Below are 13,519 nucleotides of genomic sequence, written 5' to 3'. Positions count from 1 at the left end.
GGTGTTTTTTTTTTTGGGGGGGGGGGGGGGGGGGTGGGGGGGGGGGGGCCGCCCCCCCACGCGGTGATAGGTAGAAGTTGAATAGTCGTGGCAGTTCGAGCGACCGTTGAACGCGTGGACGGGAAACCCGTCCACCCTACAGCGAGCATCGCAGCACATCGTAGGGTTGGCGGCTCCGCCGCCGACGCGGTGATAGTTAGCACAAGAGCAGCCGCGCACGCGCCGCTGCTCAGCAAGAACCCCGGCGAGCGGCAGAACACCAGCTCGCTGTGGTAGGTCCCCGGTGTTCACACGTAGTCTTACTTTAGGAGAGTCACATCATGGCAATCAGTCTGCAAAAAGGCGGCAACGTCAACCTGTCGAAAGAAGCTCCCGGCCTCACCCAGCTGAAGGTCGGCCTCGGCTGGGACACGCGCGCCACCGACGGCGCAGCCTTCGACCTCGACGGCGCCGTGTTTCTGCTGAACTCGTCCGGCAAGGTGCGCTCGGATAGCGACTTCATCTTCTACAACAACCTGAAGTCGACCGACGGCTCGGTCGTGCACTCGGGCGACAACCGCACCGGCGAAGGCGAAGGCGACGACGAAACCGTCGCGATCGACCTGACCAAGGTGCCGGCCGACGTCGACAAGGTCGTGCTGGGCGTCACCATCCACGACGCCGAAGCGCGCCGCCAGAACTTCGGCATGGTCGGCAAGGCCTTCATCCGCTGCGTCAACGCGGGCAACAACCAGGAAATCGCGCGCTACGACCTGTCGGAAGACAGCTCGACCGAAGGCGCGATGATCTTCGGCGAGGTGTACCGCAACGGCGCCGACTGGAAGTTCCGCGCGATCGGCCAGGGCTTCGCCGGCGGCCTCGGTCCGCTCGCCCGCAACTACGGCGTCAACGTTTAATCATTCACCGACGGCGGCTCCGCGAGGAGCCGCCCCACGAAAGGAAGCCACCATGCCAGTCTTTACCGTGACCGGGGACGTCGATCCCTTCCTGCACGTATCGATGCGCCGCGGCGAAACCATCTACTGCGAGTCGGATGCGATGGTGATGATGGAATCGACGCTCGACCTGAAGGGCAAGATGAAGGGCGGCCTGGGCAGCGCGCTGATGCGCACCTTCGCCAACGGCGAGTCCTTCTTCCAGCAGCACATCGAAGCCACGCGCGGCGACGGCGACTGCCTGCTGTCGCCGACCCTGCCGGGCGCGATGCAGATCGTCGACTGCGGCCCGAACCAGTACATCATCAGCGACGGCGCCTTTGTCGCGGCCAGCAACGGCGTGGACCTGAAGGTGCGTACCCAGAACATCGGCAACGCCCTGTTCGCGCAGAGCGGCGGTTTCTTCGTGACCGAGACCACCGGCAGCGGCCAGGTGGTGGTGTCGGGCTTCGGTTCGATGTCGATGCTGGACGTCGAGCCGGGCAAGGACGCGATCATCGACAACGCCCACGTGGTGTGCTGGGACAGCACCCTGCGCTACGAGATCTCGATCACGACCGGCACCAGCGGCGGCTTCCTGGGCAACCTGATCAACAGCCAGACCAGCGGCGAGGGCATGGTCCTGCGCTTCTCGGGCAAGGGCAAGGTCTATGTCTGCTCGCGCAACCGCAATGCCTTCAAGGCCTGGATGCAGCAACCCGCTCGCGGCTAAGCAACGCAGCCAAGCAAGCTAACGAAAGGATTCATCATGGCAGTCAATTTGCAAAAAGGTCAGAAGATCTCGCTGGACAAGGAAGCCGGCGGAGCGCTCAGCCGTGTAACGATGGGCCTGGGCTGGGACGTGGCCAAGTCGAAGGGTTTCTTCGGCTTCGGCGGCGGCAAGGGCGAGGCGGTCGACCTGGACGCCTCGTGCGTGATGTTCGACGAGGCCAACCGTCCGGTCGACGTGGTCTGGTTCCGCCAGCTCAAGAGCCGTGACGGCAGCATCAGCCACACCGGCGACAACCGCACCGGCGCAGGCGATGGCGACGACGAGCAGATCGTCGTCGAGCTGAACCGGGTGCCGGAGAACGTGAAGTCGCTGGTGTTCACCGTGAACAGCTTCACCGGCCAGAACTTCTCGACCGTCGAGAACGCGTACTGCCGCCTGCTCAACGCAGCGAACAGCCAGGAAGTGGCGCGTTTCAACTTGTCGGTGCAGGGTTCGCACACGGCCCAGATCATGGCCAAGCTGTATCGCCATAACGGCGAATGGAAGATGCACGCGATCGGCGAGAACGGCGTCGGCCGTACCTTCGACGACCTGATGCCGCAGATCGTGCCGCACCTGTAATTCCTGCTTTTGTTTTGTAGTTGTGTCTCCCGCCATTTGCCGGGGCTTCGGCCCCGGCTTTTTTTATTCTCCTCCGAATACTTCGAACCACGGACGGCGCTTGAACGCGTCGGCAGGAAACCTGCCGACCCTACGGCGCATCGCAGCCCGACCGTAGGGTTGGCGGCTTGCCGCCGACGCGGTGAGTGTCAGCGGCGACCGAATCAGCGCTTCAGCTGCGACAAATCGCGCACCGCCCCGCGGTCGGCCGAGGTGGTCAGGGCCGCGTAGGCCTGCAGCGCCTGCGACACGTAGCGCTCGCGGTTCAGCGGCTGCCAGGCGTCGCGCCCGCGCGCTTCCATCGCCGCGCGGCGCTGCGCCAGCGCTTCCGGCGCCACGCGCAGGTTGATCGTGCGGTTCGGGATGTCGATGTCGATCATGTCGCCTTCCTCCACCAGGCCGATGGCGCCGCCTTCGGCCGCTTCCGGCGAGGCGTGGCCGATCACCAGGCCCGAGGAGCCGCCCGAGAAGCGGCCGTCAGTGAACAGGGCGCAGGCCTTGCCCAGGCCCTTGGACTTGATGTACGAAGTCGGGTACAGCATTTCCTGCATGCCCGGGCCGCCCTTGGGGCCTTCGTAGCGGATGATGACCACGTCGCCCGCATGGACGGTGTCGCCGAGGATGGCCTCGACCGCCGCGTCCTGGCTCTCGAATACGCGCGCCTTGCCGGAGAATTTCAAAATACTTTCGTCCACGCCGGCCGTCTTCACGATGCAGCCCTTCTCGGCGATGTTCCCGTACAGGACCGCCAGGCCGCCGTCCTGCGAATAGGCGTGCTCGCGGTCGCGGATGCAGCCCAGGCTGCGGTCCAGGTCATTGGCCTCGAAGCGCTCGGCCTGCGAGAAGGCGACCTGGGTCGGCACGCCGCCCGGCGCGGCGCGGAACAGCTGGTGCACGGAGCGGTCGTCGCTACGGCGGATGTCGTACTTTTCGATCGCTTCTCCCATGGTAGGGCTATGCACGGTCGGCAGCGAGGTGTCGAGCAGGCCGGCGCGCGCCAGTTCGCCCAGGATGGCGATGATGCCGCCGGCGCGGTGCACGTCCTCGATGTGGTACTTGTCCGTCATCGGCGCCACCTTGCACAGGCAGGGCACCTTGCGCGAGATGCGGTCGATGTCGGCCATGGTGAACGCCACCTCGGCCTCGTGCGCCGCGGCCAGCAGGTGCAGCACGGTGTTGGTCGAGCCGCCCATCGAGACGTCGAGCGCCATCGCGTTCTCGAAAGCCGCCTTGGTGGCGATCGAGCGCGGCAGCACCGAATAGTCGTCCTGTTCGTAGTGGCGCTTGGCCAGTTCCACGATCAGGCGGCCGGCGCGCAAGAACAGCTCCTTGCGGTCGGCGTGGGTGGCGACGATGGTGCCGTTGCCCGGCAGGGACAAGCCGAGCGCCTCGGTCAGGCAGTTCATCGAGTTGGCCGTGAACATGCCCGAGCACGAGCCGCAGGTGGGGCAGGCCGAGCGCTCGACTTCCGCCACGTCGGCGTCCGACACGCTGGCGTCGCCGGCCTTGATCATGGCGTCGATCAGGTCGAGCTTGATCACCTTGCGGTCGTTGTTGACGACCTTGACCACCTTGCCCGCTTCCATCGGGCCGCCGGAGACGAAGACCACCGGGATGTTGAGGCGCATCGCGGCCATCAGCATGCCGGGGGTGATCTTGTCGCAGTTCGAGATGCAGACCATGGCGTCGGCGCAGTGGGCGTTGACCATGTACTCGACCGAGTCGGCGATCAGGTCGCGCGAGGGCAGGGAATACAGCATGCCGCCGTGGCCCATGGCGATGCCGTCGTCGACGGCGATGGTATTGAATTCCTTGGCCACGCCGCCGGAAGCTTCGATCTCGCGCGCGACCAGCTGGCCCAGGTCCTTCAGGTGCACGTGGCCGGGCACGAACTGGGTGAAGGAATTGACGACGGCGATGATCGGTTTCTCGAAATCGCCATCCTTCATGCCGGTGGCGCGCCATAGCGCGCGGGCGCCCGCCATGTTGCGGCCCTGGGTCGTGGTGCGGGAACGGTAAGTCGGCATGGGATCTCCTCGAAGCGGTAAAACGGACAGGGTACTAGGGTGCCCGCTGGCGGCTTAGTTGTCCAATATGTCATCAGGCTGTCTGTGAGTTGTTTTGCATATCACAGGACATGCTTGCCGCATTGTTTGCATGAGGACGTTGACAAAGGCGCACAATCAATCTACTGTATTAATCAACTAATACACATATACACGAGCCACCACCCCCATGACCGATCACACCGCCCAGCTGTTCGCGATCGCGACCGGGTCGTCCGAGCCGATCTACCGGCAACTGGTCGACCAGGTGCGCCGCCTGGTCGCCGGCGGCCAGCTCGCCGCCGGCGACAGCCTGCCTTCCGTGCGCGAGGTGGCCCAGGCCCTGGCCGTCAATCCGATGACGGTATCCAAGGCCTACGGCCTGCTCGAGATGGAAGGCGTGCTGGCGCGCCGCCGCGGCCTGGGCATGGCCGTCGCCGAACGCGCGCCGGCCGCCAGGAAGGGCGACGAGCGCCTGGCCCTGCTGCGTCCGACCCTGGAACGCGCCGCGCGCGAGGCGCGCGAACTCGAGCTGGACCCCGCCACCGTCCTTTCCCTTTTCACCGACATCCTGAAGGAACAACCGTGAACCCACCCCTGATCCAGTTGCGCGGCGTCGCAAAGCATTTCGGCAGCAAGGCGGTCCTGCAAGGCCTCGACTGGCAGGTCGGGGCAGGGCAGGTCGTCGGCCTGCTGGGCCGCAATGGCGCCGGCAAGTCGACCCTGCTGGAATGCCTGCTCGGCCTGCGCGAAACCGACGCCGGCAGCGCGCTCCTCTATGGCGAGCCGGTCGACCGCCTGTCCGACGCGACACGCGCCCGTATCGGCTACGTGCCGCAAAAGGCCGAGCTGTTCGGCTGGATGACGCCGGTGCAGTTGCTGGACTATTTCAAGGCCCTGTACCCGCGCTGGAACGGGCCCAAGGTCGAGGCCCTGCTGGAACGCTGGGGCTTCGATCCGCTGATGCGCGCCCAGCCCATTCACCGCCTGTCGGGCGGGGAGCAGCAGCGCCTGTCCATCATCCGCGCGCTGGCCCACGACCCCGAGCTGCTGGTGCTCGACGAACCCGTGTCGGCGCTCGATCCGGCCGGGCGGCGCGCCTTCCTGGCCGAGCTGGTGGACGGCGTGATCGAACGCGGCACCACGGTGGTCTTCTCGACCCACATCCTCACCGACCTCGAACGGGTGGCGCTCGACGTCGCCTTCCTCAAGGATGGCAGGATCAGCTTGCAGGGCGGGCTGGACGAGCTGCTCGAAGGCGCGCGCCAGGAAGCGTCCGTGACGGGCGGCCGGGGTGAAGCGCTCAGCCTGGAAGACCTGTTCATCGAGGTGACGCGATGAGCGCGCGCCTGCGGCTGTACCGGATGCTGTGGCTGGCGGCCATGGGGCAGGCCGGCCCGTATGCGAACGTGGTGTTCGGCGGGATGATGCTTGCCGTGACGGTGTTATGCGTCGCCGCGGGCATCATGGTGGGTGGCGAGGGGCGGGCAATCGCATGGTGCGCTCCCTTCGGCATCGTGCTGTTCGCATGGGGCGCCGGCTTCGCGAGCGGTGCCGCCAAGCTGAACACGCCGTCCAATGCGAAGCTGGTGCCGCAGCTGCGCGCCCGGCTGGCCGAACTGGCCTTCGCGACCTGGTTCCCGTGCGTGGCCGCGATCGCCCTTTGTCCCTTCGGCCATCCCCTGACGCTGCTGTACGCCGTCGCGTGGACCGGCGCCTTCACCCTGGGGCTGGCCTTGTCGGCGGCCGGGCATGGGGCCGGATCGGCGCTGATTTTCGTCGCGGTATTCATGCCTTTCGTGGACGATGCCGCGCCATGGCTGCTGGCGCCGGCCGGCACTCCGCTGTTCCTCGCGGCTGTGGTGACCTTGCTCGCGCTGGCCGGCCTGGCAGCCGTGCGTGCGATGTTCCCCGAGGGCGGCGAACGCCATTGGCGGATGCAGGCCCGGCGCGTCCATTGGATCAAGCAACAGTCCGCAGGCGGCATCGTGAGCCCCAAGGACGCCAAGCTGTCCGCGATCCGCTGGTATCCCGGGGCGTGGCGCCGCTATTGCGCGCGGCGCAACGCGCGTGCACTGATGTTGCACGTGCTCGGCCCGCAAGTCCATCATGGCACCATGCTGGCCGGTGTCGCGGGCATCTTCGTCATCGGGCTGGCGCTGATCGTGCTTACCCGGATCGGTCCCGTCGACGACGGTCGCGGGCTGGCTTCCGGCATCGGTTGGCTGCTGGTCTCGACCATCCTGTTCCTGCCGATGTTCCAGGCTTACCGTCCGAGCGCGCTGCTGCAGGCCACGGCGGTCGAGCAGTCGCTGCTGCGTCTGGCCCCGGCCATGCCCGCCTCGGGACCGATCCTGAATCGCCAGCTCGGCCGCAGCTTGCTGGGGCGGGCGTTGGCCGGATGGGCGCTGGCTACGCTGGCCGCGTTGTCGCTCGCCTGGCTGAGCGGCGCCTCACGTACCGCGCTGGGCTGGCAAGCCTGCATCTGCTGCCTTGCGCTGCCGATGATGGCCGTCTCGCTGCGCGATCATGCCCGCCGTTCGCCGCTGCGCGCGGTTGTATCGACTGTGTCGTTTGCCGGTTCCAGCATCCTCTGCCTGGCCGCCGGCGCCGTGGCGCACCACGCTTTGGGACTGCCCTTGTTGCCGACGGCGGCCGTGGCGGCGCTCGTGCTGGCCGCGACCGCCATGCTGCGCGGCCTGCGGCTGATGGAGCGGGCGCCCTGCGCCTTCCCGGCCGGGCGCATGGACTAAAGAAGAATCAGACGGTCGGCAGCCAGACCGTGAAGCTGCTGCCCTGTCCCGGCCCCGCGCTGCGCGCCTGGACGTCGCCGCCGTGCAGGGCCACCATGTTGCGCACCAGGGCCAGGCCGATCCCCAGCCCGCCCTGCGACCGGTCGGGCGTGCGCTCGGCCTGGGTGAACAGGTCGAACACATGGGGCAGCAGGCCCGGCTCGATGCCGATGCCGTCGTCGCTGACCTCGAAGCTGACGCCCGGGCCGGCCGCGGAATCCGCGCGCAGCACCGTCAGGCGGATTTGTCCGCCGGGCGGCGTGTACTTGGCGGCGTTGTTCAGCAGGTTGGTCAGCACCTGCACCAGGCGCGTCGGGTCGCCCAGCACGCGCGCATCCGGCGTCCCGACATCGAGTTCGAACAGGTGGCGGCGCGCATCCAGCACGGGGCGCGACTGCTCGACCGCGTTGGCCACGATGCTGCCCACCTCCAGCAGCTTGCGGTCGAGCTCCACCAGGCCGCGCGTGACCCGCGACACGTCCAGCAGGTCGTCGACCAGCGCCGTCAGGTGGCGCACCTGGCGGCCGATCACTTCGCTCGAGCGGCGCACGCGTGCGTCATCGGCGGACAGCTTGAGCGCCTCGGCGGCGGCCGCGATCGGCGCCAGCGGGTTGCGCAGTTCATGGGCCAGCATGGCCAGGAACTCGTCCTTGCGGCGGTCCTGCTCGCGCAGCGATCCGTACAGGTGCGCGTTCTCGAAGCCGTTGGCCGCGATCGAGGCCAGCTGGACCAGCACCGCTTCGTCCTCGTCGCTGAATGCACCCTCGATCTTGCCGGTGGCGCGGAGGCAGCCGATGTGCCGGCCCTTGCGGTCCAGCAGCGGCGCCGCCAGGCCTGCGCCGTCGGCCAGCGCCGGCGCGGCGGCGGCGGCGGCCAGCGTCACGCTGGCGTGGCGCACGCCCAGGATGTCGCGTACTTCGTCTTCCAGGGTGGCGGCGATGTCCTGGCTGGACAGGGCGGCATGCAGGGTCTGGGAAGCGCGCGCCAGCTTGGCCAGCAGGGCCGACTGGCGCCGTTCACGGTCCAGGCGCTCGGCCAGGTCGGCCCGTTCGGCGACGGCCTCGTCGATGTCGGTGTTGGTGCCGATCCATTCGCGCACCTCGCCATCCTCGTCCAGGATGGGAACGCCCTTGACCGCGGTCCAGCGGTAGACGCCGTCGGCGCGCCGCACCCGGTAGTCGCCGATGAAGATCTTCTTTGCCGCGATGCATTCGGCCCAGATGCGGCTGGTACGCTCGCGGTCGTCGGGGTGCAGGGCGTCGAGCCAGCCGAAGTCGCGCGCTTCTTCCCAGGTCTGGCCGGTGTACTCGCGCCAGGACGGGATGTCGTCGAGCACGCGTCCGCTGGGCGACGCGGTCCACAGGATGTGCGAGGTGCTCGTCACGAGCGAGCGGAAACGCTCCTCGCGCTTGCGCAGGGCGGTCTCCGCTTCGACCCGTTCGGTGATGTCCTCGTGCATCAGCACGACTTCGATCAGCCTGCCCTCGGCGTCCTTGACCGGGTGGGCGCGCGCGGTCACCCAGCGCGCCGGACCGGGATAGCCGAGTTCCGCGGTGTCGTAGCGGATCGCCGGGATCTCGACCACTTCGCCGGCCACGGCCCGCCGCAGGTAGGGCGCGATGCCCCGCGCTTCCAGCTGCGGGTCGTGCAGGACGTTGTAGGCCGGGCTCAGGACGTAGTCATAGACCGCGCTGCCTTCGCGGATCTGCCACAGCTCTTCCCAGGCCTTGTTGACGCAGAGCGTGAGACCGGCGGGCGAGAGGATCTGGATGCTGACACGGGCCTGTTCGAACAGCTCCCGGAAACGCTTGTCGTCCGGGGCGCTGTTCCCGCTGCGGTGGTGCAAAGGCATGTTACGCGTGCGCTCCTCAGGCTTGCGCGGCGGCCGGCGCCGCTTGCGGCTTGCCCAGCACCAGCAGGCCGAAGGCGGTGGCGAACACGTACATGCTGATCGAGTAGATCGCTGCCGGCACCATCAGGCGGAAGTCGCCCAGCACCGACACCGCGACGAAGATCGCCAGGGTCGAGTTGTGGATGCCGATCTCGTAGCCGATCGCGACCGCGTTGGCCTTGTCCATGCCCAGCAGGCGCGGCACGGTGTAGCCCAGGCCCAGGCTCAGGATGTTGAAGGCGATCACGGCGGCGCCGATGGTAGCGAAGGAAGACGTCAGGGCGTTCCATTCCTTGGCGAAGGCGATGACGGCCAGCAGGGCCAGCACCACCATCGAGAAGCGCTTCATCGGCTTGTCCATGCGCGCCGCGAAACCGGGCACGCTGCGCTTGACCAGCATGCCGGCGGCCACGGGGATCAAGACGATGCCGATCACCTCGATCACCTTCCCGGTCTGCATCGGCACTACCTGGCCGCTGTTCGAGAAGGTCTCGATGGCGAAGTTGGCGATCAGGGGCAAGCTGACGATGGATAGCAGGGTGTTGATCGCGGTGAGCGAGATGTTCATCGCCACGTTGCCGCCGAACAGGTGGCTGAACAGGTTGGCGGAGACGCCGCCCGGCGAGGCGGCCAGCAGCATCAGGCCGACTGCGTAGATGGGCGGCACGCCGAACAGCACGACCAGGCCGTAGCAGATCGCGGGCAGCACCAGGGCTTGCAGCGCCAGCGCGACGATGACCGCCTTCGGATGGCCGAGCAGGCGGCGGAAATCGCCCAGGGTCAGGGACAGGCCGAGTCCGAACATGATGAGGGCCAGGGCGCCGATCAGCAGGGTCGGCAGCAGGGTGATGAAGTCGCTCAAGGGGGTCTCCCGGTCGTTATTGTTGTCGTGGTGACGGGGCAGGTGGATGGCACGCCGCCGCCGTCACGATAGTGTAGTGCACGGCGGTACGAAAAAACCGTCCGCCCATCAGTAAAGATGGTGCGGACGGCTTTGCAGGTGGCCGAATCAGTGCCCGCGCCGCTGCACCAGGGCGGTGCCCACCCCGTGGCGCTTGCCCTCGCTCACGGCGGTGACGGTGCCATCCGGATTGAACACCAGCGCATTCGCGGCGCCGATTTCCTCCGGCCTGGCTTCCCAGCGATGGCCGTAGGCTTCCAGGGCGCGCGCCTGGGGGCTGCCGGGGAAGCCCGGCTCGATCGAGGTCGCGGCGCCGTTGCGCTCGCTGATGCGCGGGGCGTCGAGCGCCTCGTGCATCGGCATGCCCAGGTCGATGTGGTTGACGATGGTCTGCAGCACCGTGGTGATGATGGTCGAGCCGCCCGGGCTGCCGATGCTGAAGGCGGGCTTGCCGTTCTTTAGCGCGATGGTCGGCGCCATGCTCGAGCGCGGGCGCTTGCCCGCTTCCGGCACGTTGGGGTGCGGGCCGCTGAAATCGAAGTCGGTCATCTCGTTGTTGAGGATGAAGCCGTAGCCCGGCACCACGATGCCGCTGCCGCCCCAGGATTCGATGGTGAAGGTGTAGGAGACGACATTGCCCTCCTTGTCCGACACCGTCAGGTGGGTGGTGTGGGCACTCTCGGGCTGCATGCGCTGGGCCTGCGGGCGCAGCGGCACGCTCTGGTCGTCCTGGAAGACATAGGGGTCGCCCGCCGCCACCTGGGCCGCGGCGCGCGCCCCGATCAGCCTGCGGCGCTGGGCAGCGTACTGCTTGGACAGCAGGCCGGCCAGCGGCGCGTCCAGGTATTCGGGGTCGGCCAGGTAGGCGTTGCGGTCGGCGAAGGCCAGGCGGCTGGCCTCGATGTACAGGTGCTCGGCCTGGGCGCGCGGCATGGACTTGAGGTCGTAGCCTTCCAGGATGTTGAGCGCCTCGGCCACGGTGGCGCCGCCGCTCGAGGGCAGGGGCATGCCGTACAGGTCGTAGCCGCGGTAGGTGCTGTGCAGCGGCAGGCGGATGCGCGCCTCGTAGTTGGCCAGGTCGACCATCGTCATCGCGCCGGAACGCACGCTTTTGCCGGGCGCCACCGGCGGGCGCCGCACGGCGTCGACGATGGCGCGCGCGATCGGGCCTTCATAGAAGGCCTCGACGCCGCCCGCGGCGATCTCGCGGTAGGCCTTGGCCAGGCCGGGATTGCGCAGCAGGGTGCCGGCCGGCAGGGGCTTGCCGTCCTTCAGGTAGAGCTCGCTCGTACTGCGGAACTGCTGGAATTTCCTTTCATTTTCGCTGGCCAGATGAAAGAAAGTTTCATTGAGCTTGAAACCCTTGGTGGCGACCTCGATCGCCGGCGCCAGCACCTGCTTGAAGCGCATGCTGCCGTAGCGCTCCAGCGCCTCGTGCCAGCCGCGCACCGTGCCCGGCACGCCGACCGCCGCGCCGCTGGCCACCGCGGTCTCGAAGTCGATTTCCTTGCCGTCCAGCTGGAACAGGGCGGGTGTGGCCGTGGCCGGCGCCGTCTCGCGGTGGTCGATGGTGATCACGCGCTTGTCCTTGGCCAGGTAGATCACCATGAAGCCGCCGCCGCCGATGCCGCAGCTGAAGGGATCGGTCACGCCCAGGGTGGCGGCTGCCGCCACCGCCGCGTCGACCGCGTTGCCGCCCCCGTTCAGGATGGTCATGGCCGAGCGCGAGGCCTGCTCGCTGATGGTGGCGACCGCGCCGCCGGTGCCGGTGGCGACCGGGGTCTTCGCGGCGGCCGGAACAAGGGCGATGGACAGCACCAGCCCGCACGCGAGCGCGAGTTCTTTCATGGATTCTCCTGGCAGCGAGCGCGGGCGCTCACATGGCGTACATGTTGAAGGTGACCGGATAGGATGCCGGGCGCATTTCCGCCACGCCGCGCGGCGGCGCCGTCAGGTTGCGGTCGAGTTCGATGCGCGAGCCGCGCAGGGCCGGGTTGGTATAGCCGGGCCGGCCCGGCACCAGGTAGAAAGCCTGGGCCACGCTATTGCCGATGCGCAGCGTGAAGCGGTAGGCCACCTGGCCCGCCCACATGCAGCGCGCGTTCTCGGGACAGCGGCTGTCGTCCGCGCCCTCGTAGGTGATGGCCACGCGCTGGTCGAGCGGCAACACCTGGCGCTCGACCATGGTGTAGCGCGCCTCGGGCAGGCGCTCGTTGGTGGCGCAGGCGCCGAGCGAGGCGGCCGCGAGGACGGAACAGAAAACACGGAGCAGGGGGCGCATGCGGTGTCATCCATGTGGTGAGGGTGGAGCGTCCATCATAGCAAAACCGCAACAGGCGGGTCGCGCGAACATGCGCATCCGCGTCATGCCTTTGTCACATCGGCGGTCACATTGCGGTCATATTCGGCGGCTATGCTTTTTTGCGTGGTCCAGAACGAACCCCCTACAACCAGAAATAGGAATACCAAGCCCATGATCAAGAAGATCCTCGCCGGCGCCGCCGCCGCACTCGTGATGACGACCTCGTTCGCCGCTGACATCACCGGTGCGGGCGCGACCTTCCCGTACCCGATCTACGCCAAGTGGGCCGAGTCGTACAAGGCCGCGACCGGCACCGGCCTGAACTACCAGTCGGTGGGTTCGGGCGCCGGCATCAAGCAGATCAAGGCCAAGACCGTCGACTTCGGCGCCTCGGACATGCCGCTCAAGCCGGAAGACCTGGACAGCGACGGCCTGATGCAGTTCCCGGCCATCATGGGCGGCGTGGTCGCCGTGGTCAACGTCGAGGGCGTCACCCCCGGCCAGCTGAAGCTGACCGGCCCGGTCATCGCCGACATCTACCTGGGCAAGATCGCCAAGTGGAACGCGGCCGAGATCGCGGCCCTGAACCCGGGCGTCAAGCTGCCGGATGCCGACATCACCGTCGTGCACCGCGCCGACAGCTCCGGCACCTCCTTCCTGTTCACCGACTACCTGTCGAAGGTCAGCCCGGACTGGAAGAGCAAGGTCGGCGCCGGCACCGCGGTGAAGTGGGCGGTGGGCGTGGGCGGCAAGGGCAACGAAGGCGTGGCCGCCAACGTGCAGCGCATCAAGGGCGCGATCGGCTATGTCGAGTGGGCCTATGCCAAGAAGAACAAGCTGTCGCACACCCAGATGAAAAACAAGGACGGCCAGTTCCTGCAGCCGGACGACGAGCACTTCAAGGCCGCCGCCGCCAGCGCCGAATGGACCAAGGCCCCGGGCTTCGGCGTGGTGCTGACCGACCAGGCGGGCAAGCAGAGCTGGCCGATCACCGGCGTGTCCTACATCCTGATGCACAAGAGCCAGGCCAATGCCGAGAAGGGCGCCGAAGTCGTGAAGTTCTTCGACTGGGCCTTCAAGAACGGCGCCCCGGCCGCGGCCGAGCTGGACTACGTGCCGCTGCCGGCCTCGGTGGTCAAGCAGGTGCAGGCGTCGTGGAAGAGCGGGCTGAAGGATGGGGCGGGCAAGGCGATCTACTGATCCGCATCGTATCCGGTGGCCTGGCCGCCGGCATTTTCATTGACGTAGGGTCGGGGGGGGGGGCCCCCCCCCCGGGGGATT

At 67.7% G+C, this 13,519-nt stretch carries 12 protein-coding genes; 7 read left to right on the top strand and 5 right to left on the bottom strand.

Annotation, left to right across the window (positions count from 1 at the left end; all coding sequences use genetic code 11):
• The first annotated feature begins 320 nt into the window (after positions 1–320).
• From KBW98_RS22210 to KBW98_RS22200, 3 genes are read left to right on the top strand one after another with little or no spacing between them, the layout of a single operon-like run.
• On the top strand, positions 321–896 hold the full coding sequence (locus KBW98_RS22210; RefSeq protein ID WP_211522348.1) for a TerD family protein: 576 nt from the start codon (positions 321–323) through the stop codon (positions 894–896).
• Positions 897–948: 52 nt separating this feature from the next.
• Positions 949–1,647, top strand: a complete 699-nt coding sequence (locus KBW98_RS22205; protein WP_211522347.1) for a TIGR00266 family protein — start codon at positions 949–951, stop codon at positions 1,645–1,647.
• Between the two features lie 36 nt (positions 1,648–1,683).
• Positions 1,684–2,268: a TerD family protein gene (locus KBW98_RS22200; RefSeq protein ID WP_211522346.1), complete on the top strand. Its 585-nt coding sequence runs from the start codon at positions 1,684–1,686 to the stop codon at positions 2,266–2,268.
• 203 nt (positions 2,269–2,471) lie between these two features.
• Here the strand turns inward: KBW98_RS22200 and ilvD are convergent, their stop codons facing one another.
• Positions 2,472–4,334: a dihydroxy-acid dehydratase gene (gene ilvD / locus KBW98_RS22195; RefSeq protein ID WP_211522345.1), complete on the bottom strand. Its 1,863-nt coding sequence runs from the start codon at positions 4,332–4,334 to the stop codon at positions 2,472–2,474.
• A 208-nt stretch (positions 4,335–4,542) separates the two neighbouring features.
• On the opposite strand from ilvD, the gene KBW98_RS22190 reads away from it, so the two are divergent.
• The 3 genes from KBW98_RS22190 to KBW98_RS22180 are packed head-to-tail and all read left to right on the top strand — an operon-like array spanning position 4,543 to position 7,105.
• Positions 4,543–4,941, top strand: a complete 399-nt coding sequence (locus KBW98_RS22190; RefSeq protein WP_211522344.1) for a GntR family transcriptional regulator — start codon at positions 4,543–4,545, stop codon at positions 4,939–4,941.
• Complete coding sequence (locus KBW98_RS22185; protein WP_211522343.1) at positions 4,938–5,693, top strand: ABC transporter ATP-binding protein; 756 nt, start codon at positions 4,938–4,940, stop codon at positions 5,691–5,693. Before KBW98_RS22190 ends, KBW98_RS22185 begins: the two co-directional genes overlap by 4 nt.
• Positions 5,690–7,105: a hypothetical protein gene (locus KBW98_RS22180; RefSeq protein ID WP_211522342.1), complete on the top strand. Its 1,416-nt coding sequence runs from the start codon at positions 5,690–5,692 to the stop codon at positions 7,103–7,105. The genes KBW98_RS22185 and KBW98_RS22180 overlap by 4 nt, the downstream gene beginning before the upstream one ends.
• A 7-nt stretch (positions 7,106–7,112) precedes the next feature.
• On the opposite strand, the gene KBW98_RS22175 is transcribed toward KBW98_RS22180, so the two are convergent.
• The 4 genes from KBW98_RS22175 to KBW98_RS22160 form a co-directional block, all read right to left on the bottom strand.
• A complete protein-coding gene (locus KBW98_RS22175) occupies positions 7,113–8,996 on the bottom strand; it encodes an ATP-binding protein (RefSeq protein ID WP_211522341.1) in 1,884 nt (627 codons plus the stop codon).
• 16 nt (positions 8,997–9,012) lie between these two features.
• Positions 9,013–9,897, bottom strand: coding sequence for a bile acid:sodium symporter family protein (locus tag KBW98_RS22170; RefSeq protein ID WP_211522340.1), 885 nt, complete (start codon positions 9,895–9,897; stop codon positions 9,013–9,015).
• A gap of 147 nt (positions 9,898–10,044) precedes the next feature.
• Entirely contained in the window at positions 10,045–11,784 is a 1,740-nt protein-coding gene (gene ggt, locus KBW98_RS22165; RefSeq protein ID WP_211522339.1) for a gamma-glutamyltransferase, read from the bottom strand.
• 28 nt (positions 11,785–11,812) lie between these two features.
• Complete coding sequence (locus KBW98_RS22160; RefSeq protein WP_211522338.1) at positions 11,813–12,217, bottom strand: hypothetical protein; 405 nt, start codon at positions 12,215–12,217, stop codon at positions 11,813–11,815.
• A gap of 192 nt (positions 12,218–12,409) precedes the next feature.
• On the opposite strand from KBW98_RS22160, the gene pstS reads away from it, so the two are divergent.
• Entirely contained in the window at positions 12,410–13,438 is a 1,029-nt protein-coding gene (pstS, locus tag KBW98_RS22155; RefSeq protein ID WP_211522337.1) for a phosphate ABC transporter substrate-binding protein PstS, read from the top strand.
• The last annotated feature ends 81 nt before the right edge of the window (positions 13,439–13,519 follow it).

This window comes from Massilia sp. ST3 (assembly GCF_018119405.1).
GTDB lineage: Bacteria > Pseudomonadota > Gammaproteobacteria > Burkholderiales > Burkholderiaceae_D > Telluria.
The sequence above is the reverse complement of the archived record's forward strand: the minus strand, read 5'-3'. Positions and strand labels throughout refer to the sequence as shown.

What these genes read in the sequence shown, in the direction of transcription:
- ggt (WP_211522339.1), bottom strand. Translation starts at nt 11,784, where the DNA reads ATGAAAGAACTCGCGCTCGCGTGCGGGCTGGTGCTGTCCATCGCCCTT.
- ilvD (WP_211522345.1), bottom strand. Translation starts at nt 4,334, where the DNA reads ATGCCGACTTACCGTTCCCGCACCACGACCCAGGGCCGCAACATGGCG.
- pstS (WP_211522337.1), top strand. Translation starts at nt 12,410, where the DNA reads ATGATCAAGAAGATCCTCGCCGGCGCCGCCGCCGCACTCGTGATGACG.
- KBW98_RS22175 (WP_211522341.1), bottom strand. Translation starts at nt 8,996, where the DNA reads ATGCCTTTGCACCACCGCAGCGGGAACAGCGCCCCGGACGACAAGCGT.
- KBW98_RS22205 (WP_211522347.1), top strand. Translation starts at nt 949, where the DNA reads ATGCCAGTCTTTACCGTGACCGGGGACGTCGATCCCTTCCTGCACGTA.
- KBW98_RS22200 (WP_211522346.1), top strand. Translation starts at nt 1,684, where the DNA reads ATGGCAGTCAATTTGCAAAAAGGTCAGAAGATCTCGCTGGACAAGGAA.
- KBW98_RS22180 (WP_211522342.1), top strand. Translation starts at nt 5,690, where the DNA reads ATGAGCGCGCGCCTGCGGCTGTACCGGATGCTGTGGCTGGCGGCCATG.
- KBW98_RS22160 (WP_211522338.1), bottom strand. Translation starts at nt 12,217, where the DNA reads ATGCGCCCCCTGCTCCGTGTTTTCTGTTCCGTCCTCGCGGCCGCCTCG.
- KBW98_RS22210 (WP_211522348.1), top strand. Translation starts at nt 321, where the DNA reads ATGGCAATCAGTCTGCAAAAAGGCGGCAACGTCAACCTGTCGAAAGAA.
- KBW98_RS22190 (WP_211522344.1), top strand. Translation starts at nt 4,543, where the DNA reads ATGACCGATCACACCGCCCAGCTGTTCGCGATCGCGACCGGGTCGTCC.